Origin of the sequence: Brachybacterium vulturis (assembly GCF_043641765.1) — a bacterium.
In the GTDB taxonomy this organism is placed as follows: Bacteria; Actinomycetota; Actinomycetes; order Actinomycetales; family Dermabacteraceae; genus Brachybacterium; species Brachybacterium vulturis_A.
Map to the genome: position 1 here is coordinate 19,574 of NZ_JBHZRO010000026.1, position 12,887 is coordinate 32,460.

Here is a 12,887-nt window from a genome sequence, read left to right on the forward strand (position 1 = left end):
GCGTCACCTCTCCCCGGGCGCCGGCGTCAGCCGATGTTCGGCAGATGCCGTTCGATCGCGACCACCCTGCCGTCGGCCGTGGTGTGCAGCAGCAGCGCCTCCCCGGCCGCCAGGTACGGATCCTCCTGGGGCAGTTCGAGGGCGACGCCCGGCTCGGCCACCGTCCGCACCGCGTCGATCACGGTGGCCAGCACCGGTCGATGCGTGCACACCACCGTCGGCCGCGCCTGCGCGAGCACGCGGTCGATCACGGCGGCGGTCCGTGCCGGGTGCTCGGCATGGCCCGCCTCGGTCAGCGCGTCCTTGGTGCGGATCCTCAGGCCCTCCACGGTCGCCAGCGGCTCGATCGTGGCGCGGCACCGCTCCCACGGGCTGCTCAGCACGCTCGCCGGGTCGAAGGCGTCCAGCAGCGGCGGCAGTGCCCGCGCCTGCTTCTTCCCCTTCTTGTTCAGGGGGCGGGACGCCTCCCCCTTGCGCCATTTCGAGCGGGACAGCGCCGCGCCGTGGCGCTGGATGACGATCGGGGCGGTCTCCAGCTCGCCGGCCAGGAGGTGGCGGCGCAGCGCCGCCACCGGCACCTGGTCGCTCTGCCGGGTCACCAGCTCCATGGCCTCCTCGAGGGGGACCCATCGGACCTCGTCGACCTCGCGGCGGCTCTTCGGCCCGGGCGCGACCTTCGCGCGGACGGTCGCTGCCCAGTAGTGCACCACCTTGCTGCGCCCGTTCGGCATCAGGTAGGTGGTGGTCGGCAGCGGTCGCTGCAGGCGCACCCGGTAGCCGGTCTCCTCGGCGACCTCGCGCACCGCCGCGGTGGGAGACGTCTCCCCCGTGTCGAGCTTGCCCTTGGGGATCGACCAGTCGTCGTAGCGCGGTCGATGGATCAGCAGCACCTGCACGCCCTCGCCCTGCTCGCGCCAGACGAGGGCACCGGCGGCGAGGACGGGAGGCGAGGAGTGGGGGGCGGCGCCCACCGATCAGCCCCGTCCCGTCGCGCGCATCTGCACGTCGCGGCCCGCGACGGTGAAGCCCCAGGTCTCGTAGAGACGCAGGGCCGGGGCGTTGTCCGCCTCGACGTAGAGCTCCACCCCGGGGACCCCGTCGTCCCGGAGCCGGTGCAGGGAGGTGGCCATCAGCAGTCCCGCCACCCCGTGCCCCTGCACGGAGGGGTCGGTCGCGACCACATAGATCTCGGCATCCCGGTCGGTGGCGCCGGGGCGCTCGCGCTTGACCCAGACGAATCCGACGAGCTCCTCGTCCCGCAGGGCGACCAGCATGTCCTCGGCGTCGAACCAAGGCTGGGCCAGCCGCTGCGCCAGGTCCTCGCCGGTCATCGCTCCCTGCTCGGGGTGATCGGCGAAGGCGCGTGCATTGACCGTCACCCAGCGCTCGGCATCGCGCTCCGCCTCGAAGGTGCCCAGGCGCAGGCCCTCGAGGGTCGAGGTGGGGATCGCCGGCAGCGGCGCCGCGGCGAGCTCGCGATGCAGCGTGAGCAGGTACCGGCTCTCGGCGAGACCGGCGGTGGTCAGGAAGGCGAGGGATCCCTCGAGGGCGCCATGCGCCCAGACCCCCGCATCGGGTCGCAGCGCGAGCGCCTCGCGCAGCAGGGCGGTGCCGTGTCCGCGCCTCCGGTGCGCGGGATCGACCATGCCCTGGACCGTGCCATCAGCCAGCACGCTCGCGTAGCCCAGCAGGTCACCGGCCTCTTCGACCAGCAGGTGCTGAGCGCTCCGACCCTCCAGGGCGAGCAGGGCGGCCTCGTCCAGCGGGGCGGCCCCGTCGTGCTCGGTGACCGTCGTGAGCAGTTCGCGGATCATCGTCCGGCGAGTGGGCGGCAGCGCGGCCGTCGTGATCATGAGATCCTTCCGGGACTCGAGGAGGAGACGGACCCGTGCACAGCATGCGGCCGTGCCCCGAGGGTCGAGTATGCCGTCACCGGCGGGCACTCGTAGACTGCCACTCTAGCGCCCGCCGAACACCTCTCGTCGGTGCGGCCAGAGACCGGATTCGACGACTCGCGAGGAGCGCCTGTGACAGTCCCCGAGCGCGCTCCCCTCGGTGCCGCCCTCGCGCTCCTGCTGACCGTGGTCTCGCTCACCGGAGCCCTGTCCCCGGTGCTGATGGCCGCCTCGCTGGCGCTGCTGGCCCTGCTCATCGGCATCGCCTGGCCGGGACTGCTCGAGCTGCCCTCGCCCGGTGGCACCCGCGTGGTGGTGGCCGGCACGGGCATCGTCGGCACCCTGGTCACGGTGCTGTCCCCGGAGCGCATCTCTCCGCTCACCGGAGTGGTGATGGTGTGCGCGACCGGGGTGTTCGCCGCGTTCGTGCACCAGATGGTCCGCGCGGAGCGCCGCGATCTCACCGCCTCGCTCACCGGCACCGTCGCCGGGGTCTTCGTGGCAGGGATCTCCGCCAGCTGGATCATCGCCCAGAGCGCCGCCGTGGAGGCCGGGACGACCGGCATGATCACCGCCATCGCCGCAGGACTCGCGGCGACGCTGCTGGTGAACTCCACCCCCCTCCCCCCGGTGCCGCGGTTCCTGCTGTCCGCCCTGAGCGGCGTGGGGGTGACCATGGTGCTCGCGGTCTCGCTGGCCGGGCTGGGGCCCGCGCTCGCCGCGGCCATCGGACTGGTGACCGCGATCGGCGCGAGCTGCGCGCACCTGCTGACGGGCTCCTCACTGGTCGCCAAGGAGCCGCTCCCCTCGCTGGCAGTGGCCGCGGTGCCGGTGGCGACGGTCGGGGTGGTCGCCCACCTGGTGGTCCTGCTGCTGCCCTGAGACCGGCGACGGCGAGACGGACCGCCCTCCCTCACGCCCGGGCCGGTGGTCCCGGGTGACCTCGAGCGTGCCGCCCCTGCACCCGTGGTGGGAGCGATAGACTCTGTGGCATGTCCGCCATGTCTCTGTTCTTCCTCATCCTCGTCGTCCTGGTGGGGCTCGGCACGCTCGCCTTCGCCGTCCTGGTGATCTCCCGCCTGTTCGACCGCTGAGCGTTCCGCAGCCCCGATGCCCATCGCGCTCGACACCTCTCTTCCGCCGTCCCTGTACCCGCTGGCCTGGCTGATCGGCAGCTGGCAGGGCACCGGCGCGCTGACCACGGCGGACCCCGACGTCCCCGACGTCCGGATCGAGCAGCAGCTGGTCTGCAGCGCTCGTGAGGACGGCACCATGGAGTGGCGCTCCACGATCCACCGGCTCGACGCGCCCGCCCCCCTGCCCCCCACCAGCGCCTTCGCGCGGGACGAGCCCGAGACCCCCACGGGAACCGGTTCCGGCGAGCGCACGCTGCTGCACCGTGAGGACGGCGTCTGGACCGTCGGTGAGCTGCTGCCGGGCCAGGACCGAGCGGCCGCCGAGGCGGCGCCGCCGGGCAGCCCGGGCAGCTTCCTGTCCCACCGCCTCGAGGCGCACCTGACCCGTCGGGATGCGCCGGCCGAGCAGTGGGCCGGTGAGGTGCGCGGACCGCGGGTGCAGCTCGCGCTCGGCGCCCCCGCCGGCGGGATCGCCGCGACCCGCATGTTCGGCTATGTCAGCGGTCGGCTGATGTGGCTGTGGGAGCACCGCCTGCCCGTCCCCGACGGCGGCCCCGACGAGACGGCCCTGACCCCCTACCTGTCCCTGGAGATGCACCGTGTCTGATCCTGTCCGTGATGTCCGTCCCCTGCTGCGCGAGGGCGCGGTGCTCGGCGAGGGCCCCGATGCGGCGGTCCCCGCCCACTACGGCGCGCCGCTGCGCGAGCAGCGGCATCTGCTCGACGGCACCGCGGTCGTGGATCTGGGCCACTTCGAGGTGCTCGAGGTGCGCGGAGCGGACGCCCGCAGCTGGATGACCACCGTCACCACCCAGGTCCTGTCCGGGACCCCCGTCGGCTCCTCCTCCTCGCTGGCCGTGCTGTCCCTGCAGGGTCGGGTCGAGCACCTGGCCTCGGTCGTGGTGGTGGACGAGGACGCGCTGCTGCTGGTGCTGGACGCCGGTGCCCGTGCCGGCCTGCGCGCCTATCTCGAGATGATGCGCTTCGCCGCGCGGGTCGAGCTGACCGACCGGGACGACCTGCGCGTCCTCGGAGCCGTCGCCCCGGCCGCCGCGGTGCTGCCGCAGCTGGGACTGCCGGACCCGGTCGCCGTCTGGTCCGAGCCCTGGCCCGAGGTCGCCCCCGGCGGCGTCGCCTACGGCCCGGACCCCGAGGACCCGGTGGGCGCGGTGCTCACGATCCTCGACGCCGCGGCCCTGACCCAGCTGCCCTGGCGCGGTGAGCACCTGGCCGGGATGAGCTCCTGGGAAGCGCTGCGGATCGCGGACCATCGGGCCCGCGCCGCTCGCGAGGTCGACGAGCGCAGCATCCCCCACGAGCTGGACCTGCTGCGCACCACCGTGCACACCACCAAGGGCTGCTACCGGGGGCAGGAGACGGTCGCCAAGGTCCTGAACCTCGGCCAGCCGCCGCGGCGTCTGGTGATGCTCCATCTCGACGGCTCCCAGGACGTGCCGGCCGCCGCCGGGGGCGAGGTGCGCCTGGGCGGGTCCGACGGGAAGGTCGTCGGCACCGTCACCTCTGCCGCACTGCACGCGGACCTGGGCCCGATCGCGCTGGCGGTGGTGCGCCGCGCCGTGCCGGTGGACGCATCGCTGTCGGTGCAGGTGCTGCTCTCCCAGGCCGACGGCGAAGGCACCTCGATGTGGATCGACGCCTCGCAGGAGCCGATCGTGCTGCCCCGCGAGCACGGGGCACGGCCGAGAACCGCCAAGCTCTGACCCGCCGGACCGGCGCCGGTCTCCACGGCGTCCTCACGGGGCCTGCACCGCATGCCTCCGCGATCTCCGCTGTGCGGTCACCGGCGACCTGGAAGAATGGCGGGCATGAGAGCTGAGGGCGACCAGGAGGACTGGACCCGACATCGTCGGGAGGTGGTCGAGACCAAGGAGCGGGCCCTGCAGGCCGCGCGCGAGGCCGAGCACGAGAAGGCCACCGCGATGATCCGCGAGGGCGTCTCCCGGTTCGAGCACGCCGGCATCCCGCCGGTGCCGCTGCGCGCACGCCCGTACCGCGGAGGCGGCACCATCCGCACCTCCCTGATCGGCTGGTACCTCAAGCAGGACCGTTCCCTGGCCGTGGACCGCGAGGGGCGCTACTACGTGATGCGCGTCGACGGCGGGCTGCGGTCCCGGCTGCAGGGTGCGACCCCTGCCCCGGGCCCGGCACCGCTGATCGTGGGGCGCGGTGCCCGCGACGGGGACAGCTTCCGGCTCGAGGAGCTGCTGGAGATGCGCCTGCAGGATCCGGTGCCGGCATGAGACCGACGCCGCCGCCGACCCCGCAGCCGGGTCCGCCCCTGACCCCGACCACGTCGATCCCGGTCGTGGAGCGAGCGCGCGACGCCGTCCGTGACTGGTTCACCCAGGGCGTCTCCCGCGGGCGCGACGACGCGCTCACGGTGGGGCGCGCCGCCCTCGCCGCCAGCCTGGCGTACCTGGTCAGCGGACTCCTGTGGAATCACGAGCACCCGTTCTTCTCCGCGATCGTCGCCTTCGTCATCATCGGCTTCGGCATCGAGAAGAAGATGCGCAAGATCGTCGAGATGTCCTGCGGCGTGCTGCTCGGGCTGCTGCTGGGCGAGCTCGCCCGCGGCCTGCTCGGCGCGGGGACCTGGCAGATCCTGGTGGTGGTGTTCGTGGCCGGGATGCTCGCCCGCCTCATCGATTCCAGCAAGCTCTTCGGATTCCAGGTGGCGATCCAGTCGCTGCTGGTGATGATCATGCCAATCACCCCCACGATGACGCCGGGCGGGCGCGCGCTGGACGCCGTCACCGGGGTCAGCGTCGCCATCGTCATCCACCTGCTGCTGTCCGGGGACCCGCGCCGCCTCCAGAGCCGCGCCGCCGCCTCCTTCTACCGCGAGCTCGAGGGCACCCTGGTCAACCTCGCCCTCTCGGCACGCAGCGGTGACCGCGGCATCGCGCAGGCCGCACTGCGGAAGCTCCGCGAGGTCTCCCAGAAGTACACCGACGAGTGGAAGCTCGCCAACGACGTCGCCGACGAGATCGCCACCTTCGCCCCGTCGGGCCTGCGCCACGCCGACGACGTGAGCCGTCTCCAGCACCTGCTGGTGGGCTCCGACCGCGCGATGCGCAACATGCGGATGATCGCCCGGCGTCAGGTGCAGTTCCTCGACGCGGTGAACGGGGACGCCCACTCCACGCTCGCCGATGCGCTGCTGGCCGCCCGCGATGCGATCCTCGAGCTCAGCACCGCAGTCTCCCACGAGGACGTGGACTTCACCCTGGCCCGGCGGAAGCTGCGCCTGTTCGGCTCCTACCTCTCCCCCGAGATGCTGCTGCGCAACGACGAGGGGAAGCGCCCGGGCCGGGCCGGGCACTTCGAGGGCGTCACGCTGACGGTCCAGCTGCGCTCGCTCGCGATCGACCTGCTGCAGGCCACCGGGCTCAGCGCCGCGGAGGCGAAGCAGTTCCTGCCCAGCCTGGTGGTCGCCGCGGACGGTGACGCGATCGGCCCCCGCCCGATGACCATGGAGATGCGGGCGCTGGAGCCGCAGGCCACCACGGAGGCGCTCGAGCTGCTGATCACCGACCGCTCGGATCCGGACCGCCGCCGCTGAGCCGGTGAGGCGCCGAGGCGGTGAGCCGGTGAGCCGGTGACACCCGCCCCCGGGATACGGGATCCGTCCAGCCACAGCCCGTATCCTGATGTGATGATCGCCCTCATCCAGATGTGGATCTTCCTCGTGCTCGCCGTGGCCCTGCTGGCCGTGGAGATCTGGGCACTGGTGAACGCCCTGCGCTTCCGCCCCGACGCCTACACCGCGGCCGGGAAGCGCAGCAAGACCTTCTGGGGCATCCTGACGGGCGTCGCCGTGCTGCTGGGCTTCCTCTCGCTCCCCTACCCGGTGGGCCGGGGCAGCTCGATGCTGTTCATGATCGCCGCGGTAGTCATCGCCGGCATCTTCCTGGCCGACGTCCTGCCTGCGCTGAAGCACGTCATGGGCCGCGCCCAGGGCAACCGCCGGTGAATCCCGCCTGGCCGTGAGCGGCCGCGCTCGGCCAGGGCAGCCACGGGCGAGGCCCGCCGGATCACCTCGTGCCGCGCCGCCGTCCAGGCGCCGCCGCCCGATTATCGATGCCGAGGCATCAGTGCTCAGCATGCCCCGAGCTTCGACCGCGTCCTGGACGGGCTCTTGGTGAGGTGAGCTGGCGATATAACCAGCTCACCTCACCAAGAGCCCGCCCGCGACATCGGCCCCCGGCACTCTGCACGTTGCACTCTGCGATCAGTGCTCGGCGCTCGGCACTCGGCGCTCGGCACCGCCCTGCACCGCCGATCTCGGCCCCGAACACGCGAGGGGACCCCGGAGCCGAAGCTCTGGGGTCCCCTCTGGTGCGGCGTGGAGTCGCTCAGGACTGGTGCGTGCCGGCCGAGCGGAGGTTCTCGCAGGCCTCGACCACGCGCGCGGCCATGCCGGCCTCGGCCTTCTTGCCCCAGGCGCGGGGGTCGTAGGCCTTCTTGTTGCCGACCTCGCCGTCGACCTTCAGGACACCGTCGTAGTTCTCGAACATGTGCGAGACCACGGGGCGGGTGAAGGCGTACTGGGTGTCGGTGTCGATGTTCATCTTGATGGTGCCGTAATCCAGTGCCTCGGAGATCTCCTGCTCGGTGGAGCCGGAGCCGCCGTGCATGACCAGGTCGAAGGGACGCTCCTGACCGTACTTCTCGCCGACGACCTTCTGGATGTCGTCCAGGACCTTCGGGCGCAGCTTGACGTTGCCCGGCTTGTACACGCCGTGGACGTTGCCGAAGGTGAGGGCGGTCAGGTAGCGGCCGCGCTCGCCCAGACCGAGCTTGGCGGCAGTCTTCAGCCCGTCCTCGGGGGTGGAGAAGAGCTTGTCGTTGGAGACGTTGGCGACCACGCCGTCCTCCTCGCCGCCGACGACGCCGACCTCGATCTCGAGGATCTTCTTGGCCTCGACGGACTTCTCGAGCAGGCGCTCGGCGATCTCGAGGTTCTCGTCGACCGGCACGGCCGAGCCGTCCCACATGTGGGACTGGAACAGCGGGTTCAGGCCCTTCTTCACGCGGTTCTCGAGGTCCCACTCGATCAGCGGCTCGACCCAGGTGGGCAGCACCTCCTTGGCGCAGTGGTCGGTGTGCAGCGCGACGTTGATCGGGTAGTTCTTGGCCACCGCGTGCACGTACTCGGCGAGGGCGATGGAGCCGGCGACCCGGTCCTTGATGGTGGAGCCGGAGAGGTACTCGGCGCCGCCGAAGGACACCTGGATGATGCCGTCGGAGCCCGCCTCGGCGAAGCCCTGGAGGGCGGCAGTGGCCGTCTGCGAGCTGGAGACGTTGACGGCGGGGTAGGCGAACTTTCCGGCCTTCGCCCGGTCGATCATCTCGTTGTACTGATCCGGGGTGACGACTGCCATGGGGAATTCTCCTTCGCTGAAGCTGTGGGCGACGGCCGGCGGTGAGGAGCACCGCGCAGGGCCGTCCGATCGGACCCATTGTTCCACAGCGGCCCTGGCGGCCACCTGCCGGAGGTCCCCCGTGGACGCCGTGCTCAGCGCAGCGGGCCCGCGGGCACCTCGGCGTGCTGCAGGATCCAGCTGTGCATCGCGATCGCGGCCGCTGCGGCGACGTTGATCGAGCGGGTGGAGCCGAACTGGGTGATGCCCACGACGCTGTCCGCAGCGGCGAGGATCTCGGCGCTCACGCCGGGGCCCTCCTGCCCCACCACCAGCACGGCATTGCGCGCCAGCGAGGTGCGCTCGATCGGCTGCGCCCCCTCGACCAGGTCGATGGCGACGAGCGGGCGGTCCTGCTCCCGGGCCCAGGCGATGAGATGCGCGGCATCGGGGTGGTGGATCTCGTGCTGGTAGCGGTCGGTGACCATCGCGCCGCGGCGGTTCCAGCGTCGTCGGCCGACGATGTGGAAGGCGCCGACGGCGAAGGCGTTGGCCGTGCGCACCACCGAGCCGATGTTCGCGTCGTGCTCGAGGTTCTCGATCGCGACGTGCAGGTCGTGGCGGTGCTCGTCGAGCTCGGCGATGATCGCCTCTCGACGCCAGTACCGGAAACGGTCCTCGACATTGCGGCGGTCGCCGGCCAGGAGCAGCGCCGGGTCCAGGCGCGGGTCCTCGGGCCACGGCTCGGGGTGAGGGCCGACGCCGACCTCGCGGGCCTCGTCACCGGCGGGCGTGGTCACCGCTCCTCGCTGTGCTCGGTCGGGCTCTGCGGATCGTCGGCATCCTCCGCCGTGAGCTCGTCGAGGTACTGCTGGTCCGGATCCGGCAGGCCGAGCGCACGGCGCTTGCGCTCCCGCAGGATCAGCCTGACCACGAACACCACGATCACCAGCGCCACGATCGCGTAGGCGACGTTGGAGAAGACGTCGGTGTACGGCTCGATGACCGTCCAGTTGCTGCCCATGTAGTACCCGATGGTCAGGAAGATCGAGTTCCAGATCGCGCTGCCTGCCCCGGTGAGCAGGGTGAACATCCCGATCGGCATCGCATACAGGCCGGCCGGGATCGAGATCAGCGAACGGATCCCCGGCACGAAGCGGCCGAAAAAGATGGCCTTGTCGCCGTGGCGGTCCATGAAGTCGACGGACTTGTCGTAATCCCCGACGTGCACCAGCGGCAGCCGGATGACGATCTTCCGCAGTCGCTCCGGGCCCAGCAGCCGGCCCAGGCCGTACAGCATCCAGGCACCGAGGAGGGAGCCCGCCACGGAGGCCAGCAGCATCATCACGTACGAGTTGCTCGGGCCGGCGGCCGCCACCCCGGCCAGCGGCAGGATCACCTCGGAGGGGATCGGGGGGAAGACGTTCTCGAGGAAGATCAGCAGGAGGACGCCGAGGGCCCCGAGGCTGTCCATGGTCTCGACCGCCCAGTCGACGATGTTCATTCAGGCTCCTCGCGCGAGGCGATCAGGGGGACTGCGTGCTGGTGGGCGAAGCACGCGGCGGACGTCGTGCACGCCGGCGCGGCGGACCGCCGGGGTGCCGTGCGGTGCGGCGGGCCGTCGGGGCACCGTGCGTCCGCGCCCATCGTAGGCGCCACCGGCCTGCAGCCCCGTCGCAGCTGCTCAGGTGCGAGACCCTCGGGCTCTGCCCGGAGTGCGGTTCAGATCTCCAGCTCGGAGATGTCGAACGCGGAGAGGTAACGGTGCCCGGCGGCCTCGACAGCCTCCCGGGAGGCCTCGGAGCGGTGGACGATCACCGCCACGGCGGCGATGTCGGCGCCGGCCTCGGCAAGGGCCTCGCAGGCGGTCAGGACGCTGCCGCCGGTGGTGGAGGTGTCCTCGACGGCGACCACCCGACGAGCGGTCACGTCCGGACCCTCGATGCGCCGCTGCAGGCCGTGCGCCTTGTTGGCCTTGCGCACCACGAAGGCGTCCAGGTTCGCGAGCGTCTCATCGGCCGCCGAGGCGTGCAGGATCGAGGTCGCCACCGGATCGGCGCCCAGGGTCAGGCCCCCCACGGCCTCGACGCCGGGGACCAGCCCCTCGCGGCGCAGCAGGTCGAGCATCACGCGGCCCACCAGCGGGGCGGCCTCGTGGTGGAGGGTGATGCGGCGCAGATCCACGTAATGGTCCGCTTCGACGCCCGAGGACAGCACGACATGGCCGCGGACCACGGCGAGATCCCGGATCAGCTCGCGCAGACGCTCACGGGCGTCCTCGATGGACAAGGACTGGGCAGGAGCGGTGCGGGATTCGGCCATGCGGTCAGAATAATGGACGGCGCCGAGGCTCTCCGCCACCTCCGACGGGCGGCCCCGTCGCGGACCGACCGGACCGACCGGAGGAGTCATGTCTCGTCGTCCTGCTGCCAGGGCGCGCGCAGGTTCCGTCGCGAAGCGCTGCGGCGGGAGCGCTGCACGGACCGGGCTCTCAGGCGCCGGTACCAGTCGGGCGAGGTGAGCGCGCGCACCAGGGGTCGTGGGGCGATGCGGGAGACCTCGCCGGCAGTGCGGTACTTCACCGACGGGATCGACAGCACAGCGCCCTTGGCCGTGTCCCTGAGCGCCTGCTCGACGACGTAGGGGGCCTTCAGCCAGGTGATCCGCGGCAGGCCGTCCATCGCCACCCCCGCACGCTCGTGGAACTCGGTCTGCACGAAGCCGGGCAGCAGCGCGGTCGCGGTGACCCCGGTGCCCTCGAGCTCCATCGCCAGGGACTCGGTGAACACCGTGACCCAGCTCTTCGAGGCCGCGTAGGGGCCGGCGGTGGTGTACCCGGCGAGCGAGCTGACGTTGAGGATCGCGCCGCGACGGCGCTGGACCATCGTGCGGGCCGCGGCGTGGGAGAGCACCAGCACCGCTCGCATCAGGGTGTCCAGCTGCTTCTCGTGGTCCTCGATGCCGACCTCGAGGAATCCACCTCGCAGCCCGTATCCGGCATTGTTGACCAGCAGCTCCACCCGCTCCACGGGGTCGGTCAGTCGGCTCGCGACCCGCTCGAGCTGCTCGCGCTCGGAAAGGTCCGCGGGGAGCACCTCGACCTCGACCTTGTGGACGTCGCGGATCTGCTCGGTGACCGCGCGCAGCCGATCCTCGTCGCGGGAGACCAGCACGAGATCATGCCCTGTCCCGGCCAGCTGCCAGGCGAATTCGAGGCCCAATCCGGAGGTGGAGCCGGTGACGAGTGCGCGCGCCATGTCGTGAGTTTACGACGGTACGAGGATTTCGGTGTGCGACCGTGGTCCCCCGTAGGATCGGAGCATGCGCATCGCGACCTGGAACATCAATTCTCTGCGTGCCCGGATGGATCGGGTGCTCGACTTCCTCCAGCGGCACGAGGTGGACGTGCTGGCCCTGCAGGAGACCAAGGCGAAGCCCGAACAGCTGGACCTCACGGCCTTCGAGGCGGCCGGGTACGAGGTCGCCGCGCACGGACTGAACCAGTGGAACGGCGTCGCGCTCTTGTCCCGCGCAGGCCTCTCCGATGTGCGCACCGAGCTGCCGGCCGTGCCCTCCTTCCCCGAGGACGGGACCGGGGTGATCGAGGCGCGGGCGCTCGGCGGCGTGGTGGGCGAGGGCCTGCGGATCTGGTCGCTGTACGTCCCCAACGGCCGCGAGATCGACCATCCGCACTATGCCTACAAGCTGCGCTGGCTGGAGGCGCTGCGCGCCGAGGGGGCCCGGGAACTGGCCGCCGACGCGGACGCACGCGTCGCCCTCGTCGGCGACTTCAATGTGGCGCCGCTGGACGAGGACGTATGGGACATGGAGGCCTTCGAGGGGAAGACCCATGTCACCGAGCCCGAGCGCGCCGCCTTCCGCTCCGTGGTGGACGCGGGCTTCGCCGACGTGGTGCGCGGGGACCATCCCGGCCCCGGCGTCTTCACCTACTGGGACTACCAGAAGCTGCGCTTCCCCAAGCGGGAAGGGATGCGCATCGACTTCGTGCTCGGCTCCCCCGCGGTGCAGTCGGCGGTGACCGGATCGTTCATCGACCGCGAGGAGCGCAAGGGCAAGGGCGCCTCGGATCATGCCCCCGTGGTCGTGGACCTGACCTTCTGAGCCGACCCCGAGGAGGCGTTCCCGGGCGCCCGCCGGGCGCGCCCGGGACAGCGCCGCAGGCGCAGACAAAATGGAGCGGCGTCGCGATCTCTCGCGGCGCCGCTCCGGACGAGCCGTCTGCATCGGGATCAGGCGTACACGCGATATAGCTGCGGTGGCGCTTTCGACGCCTCACAGCCGGTCCGTTGCGGGGACCAGTCGTACGTGGGTTCCGATGCCGGTATTCGTCGTTGTGCAGATCACACTACGCGCTTCCCCAGGGGTGCGCAAGCACCCGACGAGACTCACGAAAAGTGCCCGCGAACGGTCTTCGGTGCCTCATATGTTTTTGCCCGCGAAGCGAGGACCGT

Annotated in this window: 14 protein-coding genes; 7 read left to right on the forward strand and 7 right to left on the reverse strand. The window is 71.6% G+C overall.

Annotated elements, in window-relative coordinates:
* Window positions 1-26: 26 nt before the first annotated feature.
* Together ACHUEU_RS15375 and mshD are read right to left on the reverse strand one after the other, a co-directional pair.
* Entirely contained in the window at window positions 27-971 is a 945-nt protein-coding gene (locus tag ACHUEU_RS15375; protein ID WP_394216976.1) for an NUDIX hydrolase, read from the reverse strand.
* Window positions 972-974: 3 nt separating this feature from the next.
* Window positions 975-1,853 carry a mycothiol synthase gene (mshD, locus tag ACHUEU_RS15380; RefSeq protein WP_394216977.1) on the reverse strand — a complete coding sequence of 293 codons (879 nt, stop codon included), beginning with the start codon at window positions 1,851-1,853 and terminating at the stop codon, window positions 975-977.
* Window positions 1,854-2,027: 174 nt separating this feature from the next.
* On the opposite strand from mshD, the gene ACHUEU_RS15385 reads away from it, so the two are divergent.
* The 6 genes from ACHUEU_RS15385 (at window position 2,028) to ACHUEU_RS15410 (ending at window position 7,025) form a co-directional block, all read left to right on the forward strand.
* Entirely contained in the window at window positions 2,028-2,777 is a 750-nt protein-coding gene (locus tag ACHUEU_RS15385) for a hypothetical protein (protein WP_394216978.1), read from the forward strand.
* 228 nt (window positions 2,778-3,005) lie between these two features.
* On the forward strand, window positions 3,006-3,638 hold the full coding sequence (locus ACHUEU_RS15390; RefSeq protein ID WP_394216979.1) for a heme-binding beta-barrel domain-containing protein: 633 nt from the start codon (window positions 3,006-3,008) through the stop codon (window positions 3,636-3,638).
* Window positions 3,631-4,752: a CAF17-like 4Fe-4S cluster assembly/insertion protein YgfZ gene (gene ygfZ, locus ACHUEU_RS15395; protein ID WP_394216980.1), complete on the forward strand. Its 1,122-nt coding sequence runs from the start codon at window positions 3,631-3,633 to the stop codon at window positions 4,750-4,752. Before ACHUEU_RS15390 ends, ygfZ begins: the two co-directional genes overlap by 8 nt.
* 105 nt (window positions 4,753-4,857) lie before the next feature.
* Window positions 4,858-5,292 (forward strand): hypothetical protein, encoded by a 435-nt coding sequence (locus ACHUEU_RS15400; RefSeq protein ID WP_394216981.1) that lies wholly within the window; start codon window positions 4,858-4,860, stop codon window positions 5,290-5,292.
* Complete coding sequence (locus tag ACHUEU_RS15405; protein ID WP_394216982.1) at window positions 5,289-6,614, forward strand: FUSC family protein; 1,326 nt, start codon at window positions 5,289-5,291, stop codon at window positions 6,612-6,614. Before ACHUEU_RS15400 ends, ACHUEU_RS15405 begins: the two co-directional genes overlap by 4 nt.
* Before the next feature lie 93 nt (window positions 6,615-6,707).
* The gene (locus tag ACHUEU_RS15410; RefSeq protein ID WP_394216983.1) at window positions 6,708-7,025 is read left to right on the forward strand and encodes a DUF2516 family protein; all 318 of its coding nucleotides are present in this window, start codon (window positions 6,708-6,710) and stop codon (window positions 7,023-7,025) included.
* A 382-nt stretch (window positions 7,026-7,407) separates the two neighbouring features.
* On the opposite strand, the gene fbaA is transcribed toward ACHUEU_RS15410, so the two are convergent.
* From fbaA to ACHUEU_RS15435, 5 genes are all read right to left on the reverse strand, one after another.
* Entirely contained in the window at window positions 7,408-8,436 is a 1,029-nt protein-coding gene (gene fbaA, locus ACHUEU_RS15415) for a class II fructose-bisphosphate aldolase (protein WP_394216984.1), read from the reverse strand.
* Window positions 8,437-8,570: 134 nt separating this feature from the next.
* Complete coding sequence (locus ACHUEU_RS15420) at window positions 8,571-9,215, reverse strand: TrmH family RNA methyltransferase (protein ID WP_394216985.1); 645 nt, start codon at window positions 9,213-9,215, stop codon at window positions 8,571-8,573.
* The gene (locus tag ACHUEU_RS15425; protein ID WP_394216986.1) at window positions 9,212-9,919 is read right to left on the reverse strand and encodes a DedA family protein; all 708 of its coding nucleotides are present in this window, start codon (window positions 9,917-9,919) and stop codon (window positions 9,212-9,214) included. Before ACHUEU_RS15425 ends, ACHUEU_RS15420 begins: the two co-directional genes overlap by 4 nt.
* A gap of 218 nt (window positions 9,920-10,137) precedes the next feature.
* On the reverse strand, window positions 10,138-10,737 hold the full coding sequence (locus ACHUEU_RS15430; RefSeq protein WP_394216987.1) for an orotate phosphoribosyltransferase: 600 nt from the start codon (window positions 10,735-10,737) through the stop codon (window positions 10,138-10,140).
* 86 nt (window positions 10,738-10,823) lie between these two features.
* On the reverse strand, window positions 10,824-11,672 hold the full coding sequence (locus tag ACHUEU_RS15435) for an SDR family NAD(P)-dependent oxidoreductase (protein ID WP_394216988.1): 849 nt from the start codon (window positions 11,670-11,672) through the stop codon (window positions 10,824-10,826).
* 64 nt (window positions 11,673-11,736) lie between these two features.
* Here ACHUEU_RS15435 and ACHUEU_RS15440 point away from each other — a divergent pair, with 64 nt between their 5' ends.
* Window positions 11,737-12,537, forward strand: coding sequence for an exodeoxyribonuclease III (locus ACHUEU_RS15440; RefSeq protein WP_394216989.1), 801 nt, complete (start codon window positions 11,737-11,739; stop codon window positions 12,535-12,537).
* Window positions 12,538-12,887: the final 350 nt, after the last annotated feature.

Bases quoted from the DNA above. Each gene is read 5' to 3' on its own strand.
- ACHUEU_RS15440 (WP_394216989.1), top strand. From the start codon at position 11,737: ATGCGCATCGCGACCTGGAACATCAATTCTCTGCGTGCCCGGATGGAT.
- ACHUEU_RS15405 (WP_394216982.1), top strand. From the start codon at position 5,289: ATGAGACCGACGCCGCCGCCGACCCCGCAGCCGGGTCCGCCCCTGACC.
- ACHUEU_RS15410 (WP_394216983.1), top strand. From the start codon at position 6,708: ATGATCGCCCTCATCCAGATGTGGATCTTCCTCGTGCTCGCCGTGGCC.
- ACHUEU_RS15430 (WP_394216987.1), bottom strand. From the start codon at position 10,737: ATGGCCGAATCCCGCACCGCTCCTGCCCAGTCCTTGTCCATCGAGGAC.
- fbaA (WP_394216984.1), bottom strand. From the start codon at position 8,436: ATGGCAGTCGTCACCCCGGATCAGTACAACGAGATGATCGACCGGGCG.
- mshD (WP_394216977.1), bottom strand. From the start codon at position 1,853: ATGATCACGACGGCCGCGCTGCCGCCCACTCGCCGGACGATGATCCGC.
- ACHUEU_RS15425 (WP_394216986.1), bottom strand. From the start codon at position 9,919: ATGAACATCGTCGACTGGGCGGTCGAGACCATGGACAGCCTCGGGGCC.
- ACHUEU_RS15400 (WP_394216981.1), top strand. From the start codon at position 4,858: ATGAGAGCTGAGGGCGACCAGGAGGACTGGACCCGACATCGTCGGGAG.
- ACHUEU_RS15390 (WP_394216979.1), top strand. From the start codon at position 3,006: ATGCCCATCGCGCTCGACACCTCTCTTCCGCCGTCCCTGTACCCGCTG.
- ACHUEU_RS15435 (WP_394216988.1), bottom strand. From the start codon at position 11,672: ATGGCGCGCGCACTCGTCACCGGCTCCACCTCCGGATTGGGCCTCGAA.